Here is a 21,580-nt window from a genome sequence, read left to right on the forward strand (position 1 = left end):
CGTCTGGATCGACAAAGGACAGACCCATGGAACCCCAATTTGCAAATTCCCTGGCCGGCAAGGTCGCCCTCGTGGCCGGCGCCACCCGGGGCGCAGGCCGCGGCATTGCCGTGCAGCTCGGTGCCGCCGGAGCCACCGTCTACGTGACCGGCCGCAGCTCGGGCGCGCAACGTTCGGAGATGGACCGGCCCGAGACCATCGAGGAAACGGCCGCGCTCGTGGACCAGGCCGGCGGCAAAGGCATTCCCATGCGGGTGGACCACCTGGTGCCGGACGAGGTGCGCGCGCTGGTGGCTCGCATCGAACGCGAGCAGGGCGCATTGCACCTCTTGGTCAACGACATTTTCGGTGCCACCCACATCGAATGGAACAAGGCGGTGTGGGAGTCCGACCTCGACTATGGCCTGCACACGCTGCGCCTGGCGGTGGACACGCATGCCATCACCAGCCATTTCGCTATTCCGCTGTTGCTGAAAGCGCCGGGCGGCCTGGTGGTGGAGATCAACGACGGCACGGCCGAATACAACGGCACGCGCTACCGCAATTCCTTCTTCTACGACATTGCCAAGGCCGCGGTGCTGCGCATGGGCTTTGCGCTCGGGCACGAACTGGCGCCGCATGGCGCCACTGCGCTGTCGCTCACGCCGGGATGGCTGCGCTCGGAGGTCATGCTGGAGACCTTCGGTGTCACCGAGGCCACTTGGCGCGATGCGATCAGCCGGGTACCGGGCTTTGCGGTGGCCGAGAGCCCGGCCTATGTCGGGCGGGCCGTGGTGGCCCTGGCCCGGGACCCGCAGGTGGCGCGCTGGAAGGGGCAGTCGCTGTCCAGCGGACAACTGGCACGTGTCTATGGCTTCACAGATCTGGACGGCAGCCAGCCCGATGCCTGGGGCCATATCCTGGCAGAAGAAGCTGCGGGCGGGCCCGTGGATGTGGCGGGTTACCGTTGAGGCGCGGGCATTGCCTGCAAATCAGTTATCCATTGCGCTGCGCGCCACCCGCGACGCCTGAAACTGGCGCGACCCAAACCAGTGCCCCCGCGCAAGGGCCGCCCCGCCGCGCTGGGGGCGTCCCCCTCCCGACTCGCGCAGCGAGTCGAGAGAGGGGGAAGGCGCGAAGCGACTCAGGGGGTGCTTCATTTCAAAGCTTGCGCAGCCGCTCCAGCGCGGCGCGCAGCGTGTCGTCCTTTTTCGCAAAGCAAAAGCGCACCACGCGCTGATCGAAGCCGTCGCCATAGAAGGCCGACAGCGGGATCGCGGCCACGCCGATCTCGCGCGTGAGCCACTGGCAGAAGTCCGACTCATTGAGGTCGCTCACGGCCGAGATGTCCACGCACTGGAAGTAGCTGCCCGTGCTGGGCAACAGCTTCAGGCGCGAGCCGGCCAGGCCCTCGCGGAACAGGTCGCGCTTGGCCTGGTAGAAGGCGGGCAACTGCAGGTAGGGTGCGGGGTCCTTGAGGTAGGAGGCCAGGCCGTGCTGCACGGGGGTGTTCACGGTGAACACGTTGAACTGGTGCACCTTGCGGAACTCGGCGGTCAGCGCGGCGGGTGCGGCCACGGTGCCCACCTTCCAACCCGTGACGTGGAAGGTCTTGCCGAAGCTCGAGACGATGAAGGCGCGCGCCGCCAGGCCGGCAAAGCGCGCCGCGCTCTGGTGCTGGCCGCCGTCGAACACCATGTGCTCGTAGACCTCGTCACTGATGAGCAGGATGTCGGTAGGCGCCAGCAGGTCCTGCAGGGCCTGCATGTCCTCGGCGCTCCAGACGGTGGCGCTGGGGTTGTGCGGGCTGTTGATCAGGATGGCTCGGGTGTGCGGCGTGATGGCAGCGCTGATCTTGCCGAAGTCGGGGCGGAAGCTGCCGGGCGTGAGCGGCACGCGAACCGCGCGGCCGCCGGCCAGCTCGATGTTGGGCACATAGCTGTCGTAGCAGGGGTCGAGCACGATGACCTCGTCGCCCGGGTGCACCACGGCCAGGATGGCGGTGATGATGGCCTGTGTGGCGCCTGCCGTGATGGTGATCTCGCTCGCCGGGTCGTAGCGGCGGCCATGCAGGGCCTCGATCTTGGCCGACACGGCTTCGCGCAGTGCGGGCACACCGGTCATGGGCGGGTACTGGTTGTGGCCGGCCTGCATGGCGGCGGTGACGGCATCGACCAACGCGGGGTCGCAGGCAAAGTCCGGAAAGCCCTGGCCCAGGTTCACGGCGTTGTGCTCGGCCGCCAGGGCCGACATCACGGTGAAGATGGTGGTGCCCACCTGGGGCAGTTTGCTGGCAAGCGCTGGGGTGCGTGCGGTGGCGGTTGCGGAGGTCATGGAATGCTCGAAGAAGGAAGAGGGCGGGGAGGCCGGCGATCGCGCCAGCGGCTCACAATTCGTAGTCGTTGACATGGCCGCTCATGGCGCGGGCAATCAGCTCGCGGCTCAGGCGGTCGCTCAGCAGCTCTGCAAACTTGTACACGAAGTTGCGCAGGTAGGCGCCGCGCTTGAAGGCCACGCGCGCCACGCTCTGGCCGAACAGGTGGCCCACGGGGCGCACCACCAGGTCGCCCACGGGGTCGTCGCGCATGGCCATCTCGGCCACGATGCCGATCCCCAGGCCCAGACGCACATAGGTCTTGATCACGTCCGAGTCGATGGCCTCCAGGGCGATGCGCGGCTGCAGGCGGCGCGCAGCGAAGGCATGGTCGATTTTGCCGCGCCCGGTGAACGAGGGGTGGTAGGTGATGAGCGCCTCGTGCGCGATGTCGTCCAGGCCGATGCGCTCCTTCTGCGCCAGCGCATGGCCGGGCGGCAGCACCAGCACGTGTTCCCACTCGTAGCAGGGCAGGGTCACGAGCTCGGGGTAGTCGGCCAGCGATTCGGTGGCCATGCCGATCTCGGCCACCTCGTCGATGATCATGCGCGCCACCTGGTCGGGCGTGGCCTGGTGCAGGCTGATGTTGACCTTGGGGTAGGCCTCGCGCAGGCGCGCCACGGGCACGGGCAGCACGTAGCGGGCCTGGGTGTGGGTGGTGGCAATGCTCAGCGTGCCGTTGTCCTGGGCGCTGAACTGCTCGCCGATGCGCTTCAAGTTGCCCACCTCGCGCATGATGACCTCGATGCTCTTGAGCACATGCTGGCCCGGCTCGGTGATGCGCTTGAGGCGCTTGCCGTGGCGCGCGAAGATGTCCACGCCCAGTTCTTCCTCCAGCTCGATGATGGCCTTGGAGACGCCCGGCTGCGAGGTGTGCAGGGCCTTGGCGGCTTCGGTCAGGTTCAGGTTGCGCCGGGCAGCCTCCTGGACAAAGCGGAATTGGTGCAGATTCATATCCGATATCGCCTAAAGAGTTGCATCATTATGCTGCAAGCATCTAAGGAATCGGGGTGCACCCGAAGAAAAATCAGGCGGCAGGCCGTTCGCAGGCGATCTCGGCCATCAGGGCCGTCATGCGCGGGTCTTCGCCCACCGCCGCCTGCACGGTGAAGCGCACCGAAGGGTGGCGGGCGCGCAGCTGCTGCACCAGCACCGGCAGGTCTTCGCGCGCATGCTTGCCGGTGCCCAGGAACATGGGCACCACGGTGACCTCGCGGGCGCCCTGGTCGACCAGCTGGGCCACGGCGTCGGGCAGGGTGGGCGGGCACAGCTCTAGGTAGGCGCAGGCCACGGGCCGGTCGGGGTGCTGCTGCGCGATGCGGGCGGCCACCGCCTCCATGGGGGCGCGCCACAGCGGGTCGCGCGAGCCGTGGGCGAACAGGACGATGGCGTGGTCGGGCATGGCCTGGGCTACCGTCTCAGCACCAGCCAGCCAAAGGCGCCCAGCGACAGCAGTGAATAGATGATTCCGGGTGCCGCCGCCGTGAGCCAGGGCGACCAGTTCTGCAGGTTGCCCGCGTAGCCGAAGACGTTGTTGAGCAAAAAGAAGCTGATGCCGGCCATGACGCCGCCGAACACATAGCCCGCAATGCCGCCCGAGCGGAAGTGCAGGTAGGCGAAGGGCAGGGCGAGCACCACCATCACCAGGCAGGACAGGGGGTAGAACACCTTGCGCCAGAATTCGATCTCGTAGCGCTGGGCCGACTGGCCATTGCTGTCCAGATGGCGGATGTACTGGAACAGGTCCACCGTGGCCATGCGGTCGGGCTTGAGCAGCGAGGCGGCCACCATGTCGGCGCTGATGCGCGTGGGCCATTGCAGCGTGGGGGCGTTCAGCCGGTCCACGCGGGCCTGGTCTTCGCCGCGCTGCAGAAAGCTGCTGCGCTGCACGTCGGTGAGGTCCCAGGCGCCGCCGTCGCCAAAGCGCCCCGAGGCGGCGCGGGTCTGCGAGGCCAGCAGGCCCTTGGCGTCGAACTCGAAGATGCGGATGTCGAGCATGCCGCCATCGGGCGTGAGGGCGCGCACGTTCACCGCATAGGAGTGGTCGTCCTGGCGCTCCTTGAGCCAGGCGCCCGTGGCGCCCGAGGTCAGCCGGCCCAGGTGGCGCACCTTGATCAGCTGCGCCGCCTTGTCGCTCAGGGGGGCGATGTAGTCGCCCACGGCGAAGGTCAGCACCACGAATGCCCCGCCCAATGTGAGCAGGGTGCGCATGGCGCGCCAGGGGCCCATGCCGCTGGTGCGCATGATGGTGAACTCGGAACTCTGCGCCAGGCGCGCCATCACGAAGATGGTGCCGATCAGCACCGTGATGGGCAGCAGCTCGTACAGGTGGCTCGGGATGCTCAGCAGCACGAACAGCATGGCGTGCGAGAGCTGGTAGCCCTGGGGGCCGGTGCGGCCCACCCAGCGCAGCTCATCGACCAGGTCGAAGAAGAAGAACAGGGCCAGGAAGCCGATGGTGACGTAGGCCACCGCGAAGAAGGCCTCGCGGTGGATCAGGCGGCGTATGGTTTTCATGCGGGGCTCCGGCGCTGCCACAGGCGGCGCAGGCTCCAGTTGTTGTGGCGTGCGGTGAGCACCAGCAGCGAGAAGGCCAGGGTGCCGCCGTGCAGCATGAGCATGAAGCTGCCGAGGCCCAGGCGCCCGGCACCGACCCAGCTGGTGCCCAGGGTCATGAGGTTGTAGTAGACGATGAAGGCGAACAGGGCGAACACCAGGCTGGTGCTGCGCCCGGCGCGCGGGTTGACGGTGGCCACGGCCAGGCCCAGCACCACGAAGTTGAGCGCCGCCAGCGCCAGGCCGACGCGCCAGCCCAGCTCGGCCCGGTAGGCGGGCAGGGGCTGCATCAGCAGCTCGTGGGTGGCGCGCGTCTTGACCGAGAGCTCTTCGGCCGAGCCGGTGGGGGCTGAGCCGATGCGCGTGGTGTACTCCTCGAACTCGCTGATCTTCAGGCCCGGCTTGTCGTGCTCGGTCTCCAGGCGCTGGCCCTGGACCAGGGTGGCGATGCGCTCGCCGTCCTTGGTCTCCAGGCGCGCGCTGCGCGCGGAGGTGACGGTCTCCTTCTTGGCCACATTGGTGGCGATGAAGATGTTGTTGCCCGCCAGGTTATCGGGGCTGTCCTTGTCGATGAAGAACACGCGGCTGCCGTTGGCCGACTCCTGGAACTCACCGGGGGCGATGCGGTCGATGTCGCTGCGCTGCTCGTAGCGGGTCTTGAGCTCCTGGATCTGCGTGTTGGCCCAGGGCCACACCAGCAGCGAGAGCACGGCGATCACCAGCATGGAGGGCCAGGCGAAGCGCAGCAGCGGGCGCAGCAGGCTGGTGAGGCCGCGACCGCTGGCGAACCAGATCACCATCTCGCTGTCGCGGTACATGCGCGAGAGCGTGCTGACCACGGCGACGAACAGGCTCAGCGTCAAAATGGTGGACAGCTGGCCCAGCACGGTGAAGCCCATGACCAGCATCACGTCGGACGGGCTCACGCTGCCGCGCGAGGCCTGGCCCAGGGTACGGATGAGCATCATGGTCATCACCACGGTGACCAGCACCACCAGCGTGGCCCCGAAGCTGCGCGCCAGCTCCTTGCGGATGGATGAATCGAATAACATTGGCTCTAAGGAAAAAACCGATTATGAACTTTGATCTGAAGACCCTTGAGTTGCCGGCAGCTGCCACCGAGAAATGCGACCTGCTGGTCGTGTTGGTTCCGGAGGGCTTCAAGCCCGGGCGCGATGCCCTGTCCACGCTGGCGGCCCTGGCGCTCAAGCAGGGGGATTTTTCTGCCAAGCCCGGCAAGAGCCTGCCGCTGTACCAGGTGCCCGCCGTGGCCGCGCGCCGCGTGCTGCTGCTGGGCGTGGGCGATGGCTCGGCCCGCTCCGTGCGCCAGGCCCTGGGCGCCACCGGTGCGGCGCTCAAGGCGCCCCAGACCAAGCGCGTGGTGCTGTGCTTTGCTGGCAGCGCCCAGGCCGATGCGGTGTGCGCCGCGGTGCAGGCCGTGGCCGATGCGAGCTATGTCTACACCACCACCAAGCCCAAGGCCGAGGCACGCAGCCTGGCCCGCGTGGTCGTGGGCGTGCCCGACCCGTCCGAGGTGCGCGTGGCCTTCTACCAGGGCGTGGCCCTGGTCGAGGGCGTGGAGTTCGCCCGCGAATGGGGCAACCGCCCGGCCAACCATGCCACGCCCACCATGCTGGCCAATGCCGCCAAGACCCTGGCCAAGCAGCCGCGCATCCAGTGCAAGGTGATGGGCCCGTCCGAGGTCGAGCGCCTGGGCATGGGCTCCTTCATGGCGGTGGCCAAGGGCTCGGAAGAGCCGTTGCGCTTCATCGAGCTGCGCTACAGCGGCGGCGCCAAGGACCAGGCCCCCGTGGTGCTGGTGGGCAAGGGCATCACCTTCGATACGGGCGGCATCTCAATCAAGCCAGCGGCCGAGATGGACGAGATGAAGTTCGACATGTGCGGTGCCGCCAGCGTGCTGGGCGTGTTCCGCGCGCTGGCCGAGCTGCAGCCTGCGATCAACGTGGTGGGCCTGATCCCCGCCTGCGAGAACATGCCCGATGGCCGCTCGGTCAAGCCGGGCGATGTGGTCACGAGCATGAGCGGCCAGACCATCGAGGTGCTCAACACCGATGCCGAGGGCCGGCTGATCCTGTGCGACGCGCTGACCTATGCCGCGCGCTTCAAGCCCGCGGCGGTGGTGGACATCGCCACGCTCACGGGCGCCTGCGTGATCGCGCTGGGCGGCGTGCGCAGCGGCCTGTTCTCCAACAACGACAGCCTGGCGCAGGCGCTGCAGGCGGCAGGCGAGTCGGCGCAGGACCCGTGCTGGCGCATGCCCCTGGATGACGACTATGCCGACGGCCTCAAGAGCAACTTTGCCGACATGGGCAATGTGGCCGGCCGTGCCGGTGGCGCCATCACGGCGGCCAAGTTTTTGCAGAAGTTCGTGGGCGACATGCCCTGGGCGCACCTGGACATCGCCGGTACTGCCTGGAAGGGCGGGGCAGCCAAGGGCTCCACGGGCCGCCCTGTGGGCCTGCTGGTGCAGTACCTGCTGGACCGGGAGAGCGATGCCGCGTCGGCTGCCAAGCCCACCGCCAAGCGCGCCCGCGCCAAGGCCGCCTGAGGCACGATGACCGAGGTCGCCTTCCATTTCAACGCACCGGACAAGGTGGCCTATGCCTGCCGGTTCGCACGCAAGGTGCTTCGCAGCGATGCCCGCCTGGTGATCACCGGCCCGGCCCCCGTGCTCGCGGCGCTGGACCGGCAGTTGTGGAGCATGGCGCCGCAGGACTTCGTCGCGCACTGTACCGATGCGGCCGACGAGGACCTGCGCCTGGCCTCGCCGGTGCTGCTCACCTCCGATGTGCAGGGCGCACCGCACCACGAGGTGCTGCTCAACCTGGGGGCCGATGTGCCCGAGGGCTTTGGCCGTTTCGAAAAGCTGATCGAAGTGGTCAGCGCCCACGACGAGGAAGACCGGGGACAGGCGCGCAACCGCTGGCGCCACTATGCCTCGCGCGGCTATGCCATCGTGCGCCACGATCTGGTGCTGAAGGGCGCTTGATGGCCACCACGCCGCCCCGCACGCCGCCCCGTTTTGTACCCACGCTCACTGAAGTGGTGCAGGCCCCGCCGGGCGCTGTGCCCGTGCCGCTGGCGGCCAGGCCGCCGGCGGGGGCGCCTTCTGCTGCCCCTGTGCGCCCGCAGCCTGCCGTAGCTGCTCCCGTGGCCCCGGCGGCGAGCCGCAGCGCTGCGCCGCAAACTCCCCCCGCCGTGGCCCCTGCACGGCCGCCCGCCAGCACGCCCGCGGCCTCTTCGCCCGTGGCGCAAGCAGCGGGTCGGGCGCTGGAGGCGCTGGCCTTGCGCCGTGCGCAGATCGCGGCGGCGGCCTCGCCCTCGGCATCCTCTGCCCCCCCCGTTGCCGCCCCGGTCGGCGTGCCTGCAGAGCCTGCGGCATCCCTGCCTTCTTCCAGGCCGTCGGCTGCGGCCTCCCAGCCCGTGGCTGCAGCGCCGCTTGCTGCGCCCGCCACGGCGGCCCCTTCGGTGTCGAATGTGGGGCAGCGGCCCGCTGCGCGTGCACTGCCTGAGGGCATGGAGGAGTACATGGTGCACCGTGTCATGCAGCGTGTGGACGGGGTCCTGGAGCAGCGCCTGCGCGATGCCATCGCCACCGTGGTGCAGGAGCAGACGCGTTCGGTGCTGCCGCGCCTGCGCGAGGAGATCGAATCCGTGGTCCGCCACGCGGTGTACGAGGCCGTGGCCGATGAGCTCGCGGGCAGCCATGCCGCGCCGACAAAGGGATGACAGGGTATTCCCCTGTGGTTTCTCTCACATTTACTCGTGTTCCCTAGTGATCTGGCCCGTAAATTGCGATATGTTCGCCTGCGTTGAGACACAAGAACATTTCTCAGCGTTTATCTTTACTGGAGATTGATATGCAATTGAAGTTGAAACTGACCGTGGTTGCTGCTATCGCAGCTGCTGCTGGTGTGGCCTCTGCACAAGAGCAGGTGGTCAAGATCGGCCACGTGGCTCCGGTTTCCGGCGCCCAAGCCCACTACGGCAAGGACAACGAAAATGGCGCACGCATGGCCATTGAAGAGCTGAACGCACAAGGTGTGACGATCGGCGGCAAGAAGATCAAGTTCGAGCTGCAGGCAGAAGACGACGCTGCGGATCCGAAGCAAGGCACGGCTGCTGCACAGAAGCTGTGCGACGCCAAGGTTGCTGGCGTTGTCGGTCACCTCAACTCCGGTACCACCATCCCCGCTTCCAAGGTCTACAACGACTGCGGCATCCCCCACGTGACCGGCGCGGCCACGAACCCCAACCTGACCAAGCCAGGCTACAAGACCACGTTCCGTATCATCGCCAACGACAACGCCCTGGGCGCTGGCCTGGCTGCCTACGCTGTGGACACCCTGAAGCTCAAGTCGGTCGCCATCATCGACGACCGTACCGCTTACGGCCAAGGCGTTGCCGACGTGTTCAAGAAGACCGCTGCCGCCAAGGGCATGAAGGTGGTGGACGAGCAGTTCACGACCGACAAGGCCACGGACTTCATGGCCATTCTGACCGCCATCAAGGCCAAGAACCCTGACGCCATCTTCTACGGCGGCATGGACCCCCAAGGCGGCCCGATGCTGCGCCAGATGGAACAGCTGGGCATGGGCAACGTGAAGTACTTCGGTGGTGACGGCATCTGCACGGCCGAAATCGCCAAGCTGGCTGCAGGCGCCAAGACCCTGGCCAACGTGATCTGCGCCGAAGGCGGTGCATCGCTGGCCAAGATGCCTGGCGGCACGGCCTGGAAGGCCAAGTACGACGCCAAGTACCCCAACCAGTTCCAGGTGTACAGCCCCTACACCTACGACGCCACGTTCCTGATCGTGGACGCCATGAAGCGTGCCAACTCGGTCGACCCCAAGGTCTACACCCCCGAGCTGCTCAAGGCCAACTTCAAGGGCGTGACCTCCACGATCGCCTTCGAACCCAATGGCGAAATGAAGAACCCTGCCATCACCCTGTACAACTACAAGGATGGCAAGAAGACCCCTCTGAACTAAATTCAGGGTCTGTCTCTGGGGCATCGCTTTCGGGTGGTGTTCCAGGAACAAGAAAGGCTTCCCTCGGGAAGCCTTTTTCGTTGGTGCAGCGCAAGCCAGTGTCGAACTATCGGCGCACCTGCAGCGAACCCGGGTTCACGATATTGGTGGGCGTGCCCTTGATGAAGTTCACCACGTTGTCGAAGGCTGCACCAAAGTAGAGCTCGTAGCTGTCCTGCTCCACATAGCCGATGTGCGGCGTGCAGATGCAGTTTTCCAGGCGCAGGAGGGCGTGGCCCTGCAGGATGGGCTCGCTCTCGAAAACGTCCACGGCGGCCATGCCGGGGCGGCCACGGTTCAGTGCCGCGATCAGGGCATCGGGCTCCACCAGTTCGGCGCGCGAGGTGTTCACGAACAGCGAGGTGGGCTTCATACACGAGAGGTCTTCGAGCGAGATGATGCCGCGCGTCTCGTCGTTCAGGCGCAGATGCACCGAGATCACGTCGCACTGCGAGAAGAACTCCTCGCGCGTGCTGGCGGCCTGGTAGCCGTCGGTGAGGGCCTGTGCGCGCGAGGCTTCGCGGCCCCAGACGCGCACGTTCATGCCGAAGGCCTTGCCATAGCCGGCGACGAGCTGGCCGATGCGGCCATAGCCCCAGATGCCCAGCGTCTTGCCACGCAGCACCGAGCCCAGCCCGAAATTGGAGGGCATGGACGCGGCCTTGAGCCCGGACTGCTGCCAGGCCCCGTGCTTGAGGTTGGAGATGTACTGCGGCAGCCGCCGCGTGGCTGCCATCACCAGCGCCCAGGTCAGCTCGGCCGGGGCCACCGGCGAGCCCACGCCCTCGGCCACGGCGATGCCGCGCTCGGTGCAGGCGGCCACATCCACGTGGTTGCCCACTTTGCCGGTCTGGGCGATGAGCTTGAGGCGGGGGAGCTTCTCGACGAGTTGGCGCGTGATCTGGGTGCGCTCGCGCACCAGCACGATGATGTCGGCATCCTTGAGCCGCACCGACAGCTGTCCCAGGCCCTTGACGGTGTTGGTATAGACCTTGGCGGTGTAGGCGTCGAGCCGGCTGGCGCAATGGAGCTTGCGCACTGCATCCTGGTAGTCGTCGAGGATCACGATGTTCATCCCGACATTGTGCCTTGGCGCGCCGCAGTCTTTGCGTCCCAAGCCCCGTCGGGCGTGCTGCATTTGCAACGCTGCGTGAATGCCCGGGCCCTGGCGCCGCAGAACGGGGCCAAAAGGGCTTGGCGCAGCCTTCGTGGCCAGCCCCAGGCGAGCGGGGTCGGGGCCTCGGAGGGGCGGTGTTGCACGCGCTGCGGGGCGCGCGCGGTGGTGGTGCACTCAGTGCTGCAGCAGTGCCTCGCGCGCGGCCATGCGGTCGAGCTCTGCGCAGACATCGGCCATGCGGCCCGAGATCACGAGGCGGCCGGCATCGGCGCCCGAGGCCGCCGTGCGCAGCACGCGCACCACATGGCGTGCCTGGGTGTGGCCATGCGGAGCGTCGGTGCCTGGGGTGGTGCCGTGCTGCAGGCCGCGCGCTCCAGCGGCGGCTTGCATGGCATCGTCGCGCGGCATGCGGGCTGCGGCGGGGCATGTGGGTGCCGTGTAGGCGGGCACTGGTGCCTTGCAGGTGCGTGCTGGCCGCGCCGTGGCGCTGTGCTCGTAGCCGCCACGCATGGCGGGCTGCAGCCAGCGTGCCAGTGCGTGCAGTGGGTGGGAGAAGGCCGAGAAGGTCAGGGAGGCAATTCGCATGTGAAGACTCCGAAGGTCGGTGGTGAACACAGGCAGGATTGCGAGGACAAGTGCGCGGCCCAGGGCTGGCCAGCGGCGGCGCCGACAACCGGCACCCCGCCTGCCAAACGCCCGCCACCTGGGCGGCGCAACGGTGGCTACATGAGCATGGTGTTGCGGATCAGGCCGACCGCCAGGCCTTCGATCTCGAAGGTTTCCCCGGGCTGCACGGTGATCACGGGGTAGTCGGGGTTCTCGGGCAGCAGTTCGATGCCGGTGGCCGTGCGGCGCAGGCGCTTGACGGTGACGTCGTCGCCCAGGCGGGCCACGATGATCTGGCCATTGCGTGCCTCGCGCGTGGACTGCACGGCCAGCAGGTCGCCGTCCATGATGCCGGCATCGCGCATGGACATGCCGCGCACCTTGAGCAGGTAATCGGGCTTGTGCTGGAACAGGTTGTTTTCCAGGCTGTAGGTCTGATCGACATGCTCCTGCGCGAGAATGGGCGAACCCGCGGCGACCCGGCCGATCAAGGGCAGCACCAGCTGCGACAGGCCGGGAATGGGCAGGCTGAACTGGGTGCCGCGCGCTGCATTGATGGAGCGCACGGTGTCGCCACGCAGGCGGATGCCGCGCGAGGTGCCGCTGACCAGCTCGATCACCCCTTTGCGGGCCAGGGCCTGCAGGTGCTCTTCTGCCGCATTGGCGGATTTGAAGCCCAGTTCGCTCGCGATTTCGGCGCGGGTGGGTGGGGCGCCGGTGCGTGCAATGGCGGTCTGGATCAGGTCCAGAATCTGTTGCTGGCGGGCCGTGAGCTTGGGGTTGTCGAGCATGGTGGTTTCCAGTGGGTGCCGGTACAGTGGCAAATGACTGTTTTTTAATCCAGTAACTGTATTTTTCACCAGTTTTTCGGAGTATGCAAGTGAGCGCGCAAAAAATTGTGGTTCTGGGTACGGGCGGCACCATTGCCGGCACCGCTGCGCAGGCGGGGGACAACATCGGCTACACGGCCGCACAGGTGGGGGTGGGCGAGCTGCTGGCCGCGGTTCCGGGGCTGGAGGCCGTGGCCGGCGGGCCCTTTGTGGTCGAGCAGCTGGCCCAGATCGACAGCAAGGACATGGAGCACGGCGTGTGGCGTGCGCTGGCGCAGCGCTGCGCCGAATGCCTGGACGACCCGGCCGTGCGTGGCATTGTGATCACCCATGGCACTGACACCATCGAAGAGACGGCCTGGTTCCTGCACTCCGTGCTGGATGCCAGGAAGCCCGTGGTGCTGACCTGTGCCATGCGGCCGGCGACTGCGCTGGTGCCCGATGGCCCGCAGAACCTGCTCGATGCCGTGGCCGTGGCCGCCACGCAGGGCGCGCAGGGCGTGGTCGTCGTGGCGGCCGGCACCATCCATGGTGCCCAGCGCGTGCAGAAGGTGCACCCCTACCGGGTCGACCCCTTCAGCTCCGGCGATGCCGGGCCGCTAGGCTGGGTGGAGGAGGGCGTGGCCCGGCTGGTGCAGGCCTGGCCGCAGTCCGCTGGTGCCAGGGGCGTGGGTGCCCTCGCGGCAGTGCCTGCCGATGCGCCCTGGCCCTGGGTGGAGCTGGTGGTCAGCCACGCGGGTGCCAGTGGCCGCGCCGTGGACGCGCTGGTGCGCGAGGGCGTGCGGGGCCTGGTGGTGGCCTGCACGGGCAATGGCACCATCCACCATGCCCTGGAGGCAGCGCTGCTGCGTGCCCAGGCCGTGGGGGTGCGTGTGGTGCGTTCCACGCGCTGCAGCGAAGGCCAGTTGCTGCCCACGGCCGGCGATGGCCTGGCTGCCATGCCCGGCCTGTCGCCTGCCAAGGCCCGCGTGAGCCTGGTGCTCGATCTGCTGGGCTGAGCGCCGCGGAAGGCAGCCTGCCATGTTCACCGCCCTGCGCTCCCATGTATGGGCCTACCCGGCACTGGAGGTGGTGCACATCGTGGGCATTGCGCTGCTGCTGGGCAACCTGGTGCTGTTCGAGCTGCGGGTGTTTGGCTGGGGCGCTGCCATTGCGCCCCGCGATCTGGCGCGCCTGAGCCTCTCGCTGGCGCTGTGCGGCTTCGGTCTGGCGGCCTTGTCGGGCCTGGTGATGTTCGCCACCCAGCCGCAGGAATTGCTGGCCAACCGGGCCTTCACCCTGAAGATGCTGTTGTTGATGCTTGCCGCGTGCAACGCGGCGTGGTTTCATGGGCGGGGTTCGCTCGCGCGGCTCGATGGCCTGGCGCGGGCGCAGATGCTGCTGTCCACCCTCATCTGGCTGGCTGTCGTGGCTTGTGGCCGCTGGATCGCGTACTTGTAGCCCCCTGAGTCGCTTCGCGCCACGGTGCAGCCGCCAGAGGCGGCAGCCCTTCGGCGCCGTCCAAGCCCGCGCAGGCGGGCTTGGAGCCGCGGCCCTCAGCCCCTCAGGGGGACGCCACCCGTGGCCTGGCAAAGCCAGTTCCACGGTGGCGCTGGCTTGGGTCAGTGCCGGTTGCATAAGCCGAGGGCTGTGTGTGAGGCAGAGACCGCTTTTTTGCAAAGGAGAAGTTCCATGTCCCTACGACGTCGTCAGTTGGTTCTCGCTGGCTTTGCCTTGCCTTTGGTGCCTCTTGCAGTCCATGCCCACCATGGCTGGAGCAGCTTCGATGCCGACCGGCCCATCTACCTGGAGGGCACGGTGCGCAAGGTGCGCTGGCAGAATCCGCATGCCGAGCTGGAGCTGGAACTGCCCGCCGCCCTGGCCTTGCCGCCCAATCTGGCGCAGCGGGCCGTGCCCGCGCAGACCGCTCCGGTCGATGGCAAGGCCTTGCTGGCGCGCGCCGTGCTGCCCACGCGCAAGGACCGGATGTGGGAGATCGAGCTGGCGCCGCTGACCCGCATGCAGGCCTGGCAGGTGGCCGAGATCAAGCCGGGCACGGCGCTTTCGGTGCTGGGCTTCACACTGCGCGAGGAAAAGGGCGACCCGGTGCTGCGCGCCGAGTACCTGTTCGTCGACGGCAAGGCCTACGGGCTGCGCTCCAGTCCGGCCTGAAATGAAACACCCCCGCAGGCGCTTCGCGCCTCGGTGTGTCCGCCAGAGGCAGTCACTCTTCGGGCACGTCCAAGCCTGCGCAGGCAGGCTTGGAGCCGCGGCCCTCAGCCCCTCTCTCTCCTCGCTGCGCGAGTCGGGAGGGGGACGCTCCCGGTGCACGCAAGCGAAGCGCCGCCTGCGCGGCTTGGCGGCCCTTGTACGGGAGCACTGGCTCGGCCGCGCCAGTTGCATGCCATGCAGGTGGCGCGCGGCACCGTGAAAAACTGAGACCTGACGCGGCGCGGATGTCGATTAGTGCACGTTTGGTTGCATTGCTTTTGGCCCTGCCGACGGTTCTGCGCGAGACCGCAACTATCATCCGGCGCATTACCTTGCAGGAGTTTCCCATGCGTTTCGTTTCCCTCTCTCTCGTGGCCGCAGCGGTGGCATTGGCAGCCCTGCCTGCGCAGGCTGTGGACCTTCCCAAGCGCAAGGCGGGTCTGTGGGAGCTCAAAACCGTATCGGGCGAGGGCGCTCCAGCTGCCGTCATGCAGCAGTGCACGGACGAAGCCTTTGAGGCTCAGATGCAGAAGACGGCCCTGGAAACGGCCAAAAACATGTGCAGCAAGAATGAGTTGAAGCGGGACGGCAACACGATCACCGGCAATTCCGAGTGCAAGATGGGCACCATTGCCGTGACGTCGCGAACGGTCACGACGGGCGATTTCTCCAGCAGCTACAAGACGGTGATCAACAACGCCTACAACCCCCCAATGATGGGCAAGGCCACGGATACGATGGTGATGGAGGCCCGTTACCTGGGCCCGTGCGCGGCAGGTCAGAAGCCTGGTGCCGTGACCATGCCCAACATGCCTGTTCCTCCTGCGGCGAAGTCCAAATAAGCGGCGTCCTGCCGGCGCCTTCGCCGGAGAGGCAGAAACAACAAAGCCGGGCATGCCCGGCTTTGTTGTTGAAGGGCTGCTGAAAAATCAGCTGGCCAGTGCCGCGAAGGCGCGCTGCGTGATGTCGTCCACGCTGCCCATGCCGCTGATGGCGCGGTACTGGGGGGCGGCGGCCGGTTCGGCCTTGGCCCACTGGCTGTAGTAGTCCACCAGGGGGCGGGTCTGGTCGCTGTAGACCTGCAGGCGCTTCTTGACGGTTTCTTCCTTGTCGTCGTCGCGCTGGATCAGGTCTTCACCGGTCACGTCGTCCTTGCCTTCCACCTTGGGCGGGTTGAACTTGACGTGGTAGGTGCGGCCGCTGGCGGGGTGCGAGCGGCGGCCGCTCATGCGTTCGACGATGGCCTCGAAGGGCACATCGATCTCCAGCACGTAGTCGAGCTTCACGCCCGCGGCCTTCATCGCGTCAGCCTGGGGGATGGTGCGCGGGAAACCATCGAACAGGAAGCCCTTGGCGCAGTCGGGCTGCGCAATGCGTTCCTTGACGAGGTTGATGATCAGGTCGTCGCTGACCAGGGCGCCCGACTTCATGATCGCGTCGGCCTGCAGGCCCAGCGGCGTGCCGGCCTTCACGGCGGCACGCAGCATGTCGCCGGTGGAGATCTGCGGAATGCCGTACTTCTGGCAGATGAACGTGGCTTGCGTGCCCTTTCCGGCGCCGGGCGCGCCCAACAGAATCAGTCTCATGAAGGTCCTCGAAGGTTAGAAATCGGTGGCACTGCTGGCAGGGGCGGATCGCATGCCTGCGCAAAGCTCACCGAAGTGGCAGCAAAAAAAGACCACAGTGCTCCACGGATGGGGCAGAGGCTGCGGGGTGGTGTGCTGCTACGTCAGTGCTCGCGCAGGCGCTTGTGGAGCCCGGGATGCAATGCTCTCGTTGCGTCGAGGATAGCATGTGACCGCCTTGCACTGGCTTACACGCGCGATATGACGTGCGTATAAATGCGTAGGATGGGGCATTGCCGCACCAGATCAGTGCATTTGGCCGGCCTTGGTGTCAGGCCAAAAGGGCGCGCACGCGCTCCAGGTCCGCGGGGGTGTCCACGCCGGGGCCCGGCGCCGTGTCCGTGGTGTGCACCGCTATGCGGTGGCCATGCCACAGGGCACGCAACTGCTCCAATGCCTCCATGACTTCGGTCGGGGCCTGGGGCAGTGTGGGGAACGCGCGCAGAAAGCCCGCGCGGTAGCTGTAGATGCCGATGTGGCGCAGCGGCGCGAAGCCTGCCGGCACTGCGCCCTTTGCGTTGTCCCACCAGGCTGTGCCTGCATGGTCACGCGCCCACGGGATGGGCGCGCGGCTGAAGTAGTGGGCCAGGCCGCGGGCGTCGAGCACGACCTTCACCACGTTCGGGTTTTCATAGTCGGCCAGGGTGTGGATGGCGTGGGCCGCCGTGCCCATGCTGGCCTCGGGCCGTGCGGGCAGCAAGGCCGCCACGGCGTCGATCAGGCTGGGGTCCATCAGCGGCTCGTCGCCCTGCACATTGACCACGATATCGTCACCTGCGAGGCCCAGTTGCTCGCAGGCCTCGGCCAGGCGGTCGCTGCCGCTGGCGTGGTCGGTTCGGGTGAGAATGGCCGGCACGCCATGCGCCTGGCAGGCCTGCATGACGCGCGGGTCATCGGCAGCCACCACCACGCGGGCGGCGGCGCTCAATGCGGCGCGCTGGGCCACGCGCACCACCATGGGCAGGCCGGCGATGTCGGCCAGGGGCTTGTCCGGCAGGCGGCTCGAGGCCATGCGCGCCGGGATCACCACCGTGAAGGGCGCGGAGGCGGGCAGCAACACCGCGCTCATGCCTCGACTTCTTCGTCGGTCAGCGTGCGCGCCTCGTTCTCGAGCAGCACGGGGATGCCATCGCGCACCGGGTAGGCCAGGCGCGCGCTGCGCGAGACCAGCTCCTGGTGCTCGCGGTCAAAGGTCAGCGGGCCCTTGGTGACGGGGCAGACCAGCAGTTCAAGCAGTTTGGGGTCCATGGCAGCTCTCAGGGAAGACGGTGGCGCCTGCGGTCGATCATGCAACCGGTGGGCGGGCAGGGGGCGATGATAGCGAGACTGGGGCCACCAGCGTTGCCAACCGGGCGTCCAGTGCAGTGAAAAAAGCGGGATCCACGCGCACCTCCAGGGGAACTGCCAGGGCATCGGGGCGCAGCGGCCAGAGCTTCACGGCGTCCTTGGCCGTGCACAGCAGCGGCAGGCGGCCGCCGGACCCCTCTTTTCCCTCACCCCAGCCGGTGAAGTCGTGGTGGTCGGGCAAGGCCGTGGTGCGCGCAAGGTCCAGACCCCGCTGCCGCAGCATGCCGAAAAAATCCTCGGGCCGGGCAATCGCCGCCAGGGCATGCACAGGCCGACCTTGCAGCGATTGCAAGGGGATGCGGCTGCCATCGGCCCGAGCGGCATGCTCGGCCAGACCGCGCCGCAAGGCAAATGTGGGTGCCGGGCCTGCGGGGGCGGCGGCAGAGTCGGGATGGAGCACCCAGTCCACCGCGCGCGGCCAGGGCTCGCGCAGCGGCCCTGCGGGCAGCAGAAAGCCATTGCCCACCCCCTGGTCGTTGAAGACGCAGACCTCCAGGTCGCGCTGCAGCGCCAGGTGCTGCAGGCCGTCGTCGCAGACGATGACATCGGTGCCGGGGTGGCGGGCCAGCAGTGCGCGGGCGGCGGTGCTGCGCTGGCGGTCCACGAAGACCGGCACACCGCAGTGGCGCGCGATCAGTGCGGGTTCATCGCCGACTTCGCTGGCCGGACTGTCGGCCAGCACCTCGCGGCAGTCGCTGGTGCTGCGGCCGTAGCCACGCGAAATGACGCCGGGCTGGAGTCCCCGGGCCTGGAGGTGTTCCACCAGGGCCATCACCACCGGGGTCTTGCCGGCACCGCCGGCAATCACATTGCCCACTACGATGGTGGGCCTGCCCGGGTGCTCGGAGTGCAGCAGGCCGCTGCGGTACAGGGCCCGGCGCAACCGCACCAGGCCTGCATAGAGAAGGGAGGTGGGCCACAGGGCCCAGGCGGCGGGGCCTCTGGTTTGCCAGGCCTGCCGCAGCCCGGCAGAGGGGGGCTGCTCGCGCCCGGCCATCAACGACCGTTGGCTGCCCGCGCGCCGGCCGACGACTGGGTGGCGAAGGTGATCTGCGTGAGGCCCACGCGGCGCGCGGCCTCCATCACCGTCACCACGGCCTGGTGGGGTGACAGCGCATCGGCGCTGATGATGACCACGCTGTCCTTGCCGATGGCGGTGGCTGCATCGCGCAGGGCGCGTGCCACGGCATCGACACTCTTGCCGTCCACGCCCGTCTTGTTGACCGCATAGCGGCCATCTGCCGCCACGGCGACCACGACCTCCTTGGGGTGGTCGCGTTGCTGCTCGGTGTCGGCCACGGGCAGGGTCAGCTGCAGCTCGGTGAACTTGCTGTAGGTGGTGGTCAGCATCAGGAAGATGAGGATCACCAGCAGCACGTCGATGAACGGGATCAGGTTGATCTCCGGTTCTTCCTTGGTGCGGGGGCGAAAGTTCATGACCGGTTCGTCACTTCTTGTGGCGCAGGATATGGCGCACGAACTGCTCGGAGGCCAGCTCCAGCGTGAGCAGGTACGCATCGACGCGGCCGCGGAAGTAGCGCCAGAAGATCAGCGCCGGGATGGCCACGATCAGGCCGAAGGCCGTGTTGTACAGGGCGATGGAGATGCCGTGTGCCAGGCGGGCCGGGTTGCCCCCACCCATGGCCTGCCCCACGCCGCCGGCACCCACCTGGGAGCCGAAAATCTCGATCATGCCGATGACGGTGCCCAAGAGGCCGAGCAAGGGCGCTGCCGAGGCGATGGTGGCCAGGGCGGACAGGTATTTTTCGAGCCGGTGGGCGACGGAGCGGCCCGTGCCTTCCATGGCGGCCCGCAGATCGGCCTCGCTGCACTGCGGGTTGCTGTTGAGCGTGCGCAGGCCGCTGGCCAGCACCTCGCCCAGGGCGGAGTTCTGCGCCAGCTGGTTCACCACGTCGGGCGTGGGCAGGCTTTTCGACGAGACGGTGATGGCTTCGTCGAGCAGCTTGGGCGGCGCAACACGGGCCGTCTTGAGGGCCACGAAACGTTCGATGACCAGGGCCATTCCGAGGATGGAACACAGGATCAGAGGCCAGATCGGCCAGCCTGCGGCTTGTATGATGGACAGCAAATCTCTCTCCGCGCAGATGAGGGGCAATCGGCGATTATGGCCCAGCTTCTTGGCAGCTTTTGGTCACAAACCGTTACCTTGGCGGACGCTTCCCATGCACTGTGGCGTCACCCACAAAAACTGTGGATAACTTTGTGGGCAACCGGGTTGCCGGGGTCCGCAAAGTGGCTTGGCGCCGTGCTTGCAACAGATTGATGAAAAATTGCGCAGTGAAAAATCGTTATAAATCAATAACTTGCACGTATGTCTGTGGCGTGCGAGGCGAGAATCGTTCTCAGGCACGCTCGGCGGCTGCATCGCCGTTTCTGTGGAAGACTCGCTCTGCCAATGGGGCGCCAATGGCCGCCATTGCTCATGTTTGATCGTACAAACCCCATGGCAGCGCCCCGCGTCTGGGAAGTTGGTGCGCTGTGCCGCGCCATTGCTGATGCGCTGGAGGCGCGCTTCAATCCTGTCGCGGTGCGCGGCGAGATCACGGGCTTCTCGCGCGCGTCCAGCGGGCATTGCTATTTCTCGATCAAGGACCCCCAGGGCCAGTTGCGCTGTGCCATGTTCCGGCGTGCCGCCAGCCTGCTTGACTTTTCGCCGCGCGATGGCGAATTGGTGGAGGTGCGCGGCAAGCTCGGGGTCTACGAAGCCCGGGGTGACCTGCAGTTCATTGTGGAAAGCATGCAGCGTGCAGGGCAGGGGGCTCTGTTCGAGCAGTTCCTGCGCCTGAAGGCCCAGTTGGAGTCCGAAGGCCTGTTCGATGCTGCCCGCAAGCGGCCGCTGCCCGTGCAGCCGCGCGGCATCGGCCTGGTCACTTCGCTCGGGGCGGCTGCGTTGCACGACGTGGTGACGGCCCTGCGCCGCCGCGCACCGCATGTCCCCGTGGTGCTGGTGCCGGCCCAGGTGCAGGGGGCGGCGGCGCCGCAGTCCCTCATCTCGGCCCTGTCCCGGCTGTACCGGCTGGCACAGCAGGGGCCGGCGGAAGGCCGGCCGCCCATCGACACCATCCTGCTGGTGCGTGGTGGCGGCTCCATCGAAGACCTGTGGGCCTTCAATGACGAGCACCTGGCCCGCACCATCGTGCAAAGCCCGGTGCCGCTGGTCAGCGGTGTGGGGCATGAGACCGACTTCACGATTGCGGATTTCTGCGCCGATCTGCGCGCACCCACGCCCACGGCGGCCGCCGAATTGGTGGCACAGCCGCGCGAGGTCTGGCTGGGCGCCCTGGACCTGATCGAAGGCCGCATGGCCGATGGCATCCAGCGGCTGCTGGATGCCCGCCACCAGCGGCTGGACCAGGCGGCCGCACGCCTGGGCCGGCCCTCGGGTCTGGTGGCGCGTGAGCAGTTGCAATTGGCCCGCACGGCCCAGCGCATGCGCCATGCCGTGCTGCTGCGCCTGCAGCGCATGGAGCAGGCGCAGCAGGCCGCCGCCGCTGCCTTGCCAGTACAGGTGCAGCGCCGCATCGACGGCCTGCGCGAGCGGGTGGACCGTGCCGCGCTGCGCCTGGAACTGCTGGACCCGCGCCTGGTGCTGCAACGCGGCTATGCCTTGCTGGCCGATGCCGACGGCCGCTCGGTCACCAGCGTGCAGCAGGCCCGGCCGGGCGACGCGCTGAAGGCCACGCTGGCCGACGGCGTGGTGGACGTCACCGTCGCCAGCCAGCCGCGATTGCTGTAGCGCGCTGTAGGATCAGAGCCCGTAGCTCCCTGCAGCGCACGATTGCTTGCCAACTTCGCTGCACAGGTCACACGTTCTTCCTACAATGCCCGTTCGCCTGGGGCTTGCTGCATTGCCGCATGGGCGCAGCGGCAGCCCACCCGATTCA

The 21,580-nt window shown here is 67.6% G+C and carries 24 protein-coding genes; 10 read left to right on the forward strand and 14 right to left on the reverse strand.

Annotation, left to right across the window (positions count from 1 at the left end; genetic code table 11):
• Positions 1–26: 26 nt before the first annotated feature.
• The gene (locus tag HNP48_RS04965) at positions 27–950 is read left to right on the forward strand and encodes an SDR family oxidoreductase (RefSeq protein WP_184855785.1); all 924 of its coding nucleotides are present in this window, start codon (positions 27–29) and stop codon (positions 948–950) included.
• Between the two features lie 190 nt (positions 951–1,140).
• Here HNP48_RS04965 and HNP48_RS04970 read toward each other — a convergent pair whose 3' ends face one another.
• The 5 genes from HNP48_RS04970 to lptF all read right to left on the reverse strand — a co-directional run bounded on the left by HNP48_RS04970 (position 1,141) and on the right by lptF (position 5,961).
• Positions 1,141–2,313: a pyridoxal phosphate-dependent aminotransferase gene (locus tag HNP48_RS04970; RefSeq protein ID WP_184855786.1), complete on the reverse strand. Its 1,173-nt coding sequence runs from the start codon at positions 2,311–2,313 to the stop codon at positions 1,141–1,143.
• Between the two features lie 52 nt (positions 2,314–2,365).
• Positions 2,366–3,307, reverse strand: a complete 942-nt coding sequence (locus HNP48_RS04975; protein WP_184855787.1) for a CysB family HTH-type transcriptional regulator — start codon at positions 3,305–3,307, stop codon at positions 2,366–2,368.
• 73 nt (positions 3,308–3,380) lie between these two features.
• A complete protein-coding gene (locus HNP48_RS04980) occupies positions 3,381–3,755 on the reverse strand; it encodes a sirohydrochlorin chelatase (protein ID WP_184855788.1) in 375 nt (124 codons plus the stop codon).
• An 8-nt stretch (positions 3,756–3,763) separates the two neighbouring features.
• The gene (gene lptG, locus HNP48_RS04985) at positions 3,764–4,870 is read right to left on the reverse strand and encodes an LPS export ABC transporter permease LptG (RefSeq protein ID WP_184855789.1); all 1,107 of its coding nucleotides are present in this window, start codon (positions 4,868–4,870) and stop codon (positions 3,764–3,766) included.
• Positions 4,867–5,961, reverse strand: coding sequence for an LPS export ABC transporter permease LptF (gene lptF, locus HNP48_RS04990; RefSeq protein ID WP_184855790.1), 1,095 nt, complete (start codon positions 5,959–5,961; stop codon positions 4,867–4,869). Before lptF ends, lptG begins: the two co-directional genes overlap by 4 nt.
• Positions 5,962–5,984: 23 nt before the next feature.
• Here lptF and HNP48_RS04995 point away from each other — a divergent pair, with 23 nt between their 5' ends.
• The 4 genes from HNP48_RS04995 to HNP48_RS05010 all read left to right on the forward strand — a co-directional run bounded on the left by HNP48_RS04995 (position 5,985) and on the right by HNP48_RS05010 (position 9,921).
• The gene (locus HNP48_RS04995) at positions 5,985–7,478 is read left to right on the forward strand and encodes a leucyl aminopeptidase (protein ID WP_184855791.1); all 1,494 of its coding nucleotides are present in this window, start codon (positions 5,985–5,987) and stop codon (positions 7,476–7,478) included.
• Between the two features lie 6 nt (positions 7,479–7,484).
• Entirely contained in the window at positions 7,485–7,919 is a 435-nt protein-coding gene (locus tag HNP48_RS05000) for a DNA polymerase III subunit chi (protein ID WP_184855792.1), read from the forward strand.
• Complete coding sequence (locus HNP48_RS35295) at positions 7,919–8,659, forward strand: hypothetical protein (RefSeq protein ID WP_260420095.1); 741 nt, start codon at positions 7,919–7,921, stop codon at positions 8,657–8,659. Before HNP48_RS05000 ends, HNP48_RS35295 begins: the two co-directional genes overlap by 1 nt.
• Positions 8,660–8,790: 131 nt before the next feature.
• Positions 8,791–9,921: a branched-chain amino acid ABC transporter substrate-binding protein gene (locus tag HNP48_RS05010; protein WP_184855793.1), complete on the forward strand. Its 1,131-nt coding sequence runs from the start codon at positions 8,791–8,793 to the stop codon at positions 9,919–9,921.
• A gap of 106 nt (positions 9,922–10,027) precedes the next feature.
• Here HNP48_RS05010 and HNP48_RS05015 read toward each other — a convergent pair whose 3' ends face one another.
• The 3 genes from HNP48_RS05015 to lexA form a co-directional block, all read right to left on the reverse strand.
• The gene (locus HNP48_RS05015) at positions 10,028–11,035 is read right to left on the reverse strand and encodes a D-2-hydroxyacid dehydrogenase family protein (protein WP_184855794.1); all 1,008 of its coding nucleotides are present in this window, start codon (positions 11,033–11,035) and stop codon (positions 10,028–10,030) included.
• A 216-nt stretch (positions 11,036–11,251) separates the two neighbouring features.
• On the reverse strand, positions 11,252–11,662 hold the full coding sequence (locus HNP48_RS05020; protein WP_184856549.1) for a hypothetical protein: 411 nt from the start codon (positions 11,660–11,662) through the stop codon (positions 11,252–11,254).
• 137 nt (positions 11,663–11,799) lie between these two features.
• Positions 11,800–12,474, reverse strand: coding sequence for a transcriptional repressor LexA (gene lexA, locus HNP48_RS05025; RefSeq protein ID WP_184855795.1), 675 nt, complete (start codon positions 12,472–12,474; stop codon positions 11,800–11,802).
• Between the two features lie 83 nt (positions 12,475–12,557).
• On the opposite strand from lexA, the gene HNP48_RS05030 reads away from it, so the two are divergent.
• The 4 genes from HNP48_RS05030 to HNP48_RS05045 all read left to right on the forward strand — a co-directional run bounded on the left by HNP48_RS05030 (position 12,558) and on the right by HNP48_RS05045 (position 15,545).
• Positions 12,558–13,511 (forward strand): asparaginase, encoded by a 954-nt coding sequence (locus HNP48_RS05030; protein ID WP_184855796.1) that lies wholly within the window; start codon positions 12,558–12,560, stop codon positions 13,509–13,511.
• A gap of 22 nt (positions 13,512–13,533) precedes the next feature.
• The gene (locus HNP48_RS05035) at positions 13,534–13,953 is read left to right on the forward strand and encodes a hypothetical protein (RefSeq protein ID WP_184855797.1); all 420 of its coding nucleotides are present in this window, start codon (positions 13,534–13,536) and stop codon (positions 13,951–13,953) included.
• A gap of 231 nt (positions 13,954–14,184) precedes the next feature.
• Entirely contained in the window at positions 14,185–14,664 is a 480-nt protein-coding gene (locus tag HNP48_RS05040; RefSeq protein WP_184855798.1) for a DUF6152 family protein, read from the forward strand.
• A 386-nt stretch (positions 14,665–15,050) separates the two neighbouring features.
• Positions 15,051–15,545, forward strand: a complete 495-nt coding sequence (locus HNP48_RS05045; RefSeq protein WP_184855799.1) for a DUF3617 family protein — start codon at positions 15,051–15,053, stop codon at positions 15,543–15,545.
• Between the two features lie 87 nt (positions 15,546–15,632).
• Here HNP48_RS05045 and adk read toward each other — a convergent pair whose 3' ends face one another.
• From adk to HNP48_RS05075, 6 genes are all read right to left on the reverse strand, one after another.
• Entirely contained in the window at positions 15,633–16,289 is a 657-nt protein-coding gene (adk, locus tag HNP48_RS05050; RefSeq protein WP_184855800.1) for an adenylate kinase, read from the reverse strand.
• A 310-nt stretch (positions 16,290–16,599) separates the two neighbouring features.
• Complete coding sequence (gene kdsB / locus HNP48_RS05055) at positions 16,600–17,382, reverse strand: 3-deoxy-manno-octulosonate cytidylyltransferase (protein ID WP_184856495.1); 783 nt, start codon at positions 17,380–17,382, stop codon at positions 16,600–16,602.
• An 11-nt stretch (positions 17,383–17,393) separates the two neighbouring features.
• Positions 17,394–17,576 (reverse strand): Trm112 family protein, encoded by a 183-nt coding sequence (locus tag HNP48_RS05060; protein ID WP_007858740.1) that lies wholly within the window; start codon positions 17,574–17,576, stop codon positions 17,394–17,396.
• A gap of 37 nt (positions 17,577–17,613) precedes the next feature.
• Positions 17,614–18,672 carry a tetraacyldisaccharide 4'-kinase gene (gene lpxK / locus HNP48_RS05065; RefSeq protein ID WP_184855801.1) on the reverse strand — a complete coding sequence of 353 codons (1,059 nt, stop codon included), beginning with the start codon at positions 18,670–18,672 and terminating at the stop codon, positions 17,614–17,616.
• Positions 18,672–19,112, reverse strand: coding sequence for a biopolymer transporter ExbD (locus tag HNP48_RS05070; RefSeq protein ID WP_184855802.1), 441 nt, complete (start codon positions 19,110–19,112; stop codon positions 18,672–18,674). The genes lpxK and HNP48_RS05070 overlap by 1 nt, the downstream gene beginning before the upstream one ends.
• A 10-nt stretch (positions 19,113–19,122) precedes the next feature.
• Positions 19,123–19,764, reverse strand: coding sequence for a MotA/TolQ/ExbB proton channel family protein (locus HNP48_RS05075; RefSeq protein ID WP_184855803.1), 642 nt, complete (start codon positions 19,762–19,764; stop codon positions 19,123–19,125).
• Positions 19,765–20,118: 354 nt separating this feature from the next.
• Here HNP48_RS05075 and xseA point away from each other — a divergent pair, with 354 nt between their 5' ends.
• Positions 20,119–21,432 (forward strand): exodeoxyribonuclease VII large subunit, encoded by a 1,314-nt coding sequence (xseA, locus tag HNP48_RS05080; protein WP_184855804.1) that lies wholly within the window; start codon positions 20,119–20,121, stop codon positions 21,430–21,432.
• The last annotated feature ends 148 nt before the right edge of the window (positions 21,433–21,580 follow it).

Origin of the sequence: Acidovorax soli (genome assembly GCF_014207955.1) — a bacterium.
In the GTDB taxonomy this organism is placed as follows: domain Bacteria; phylum Pseudomonadota; class Gammaproteobacteria; order Burkholderiales; family Burkholderiaceae_C; genus Acidovorax; species Acidovorax soli_A.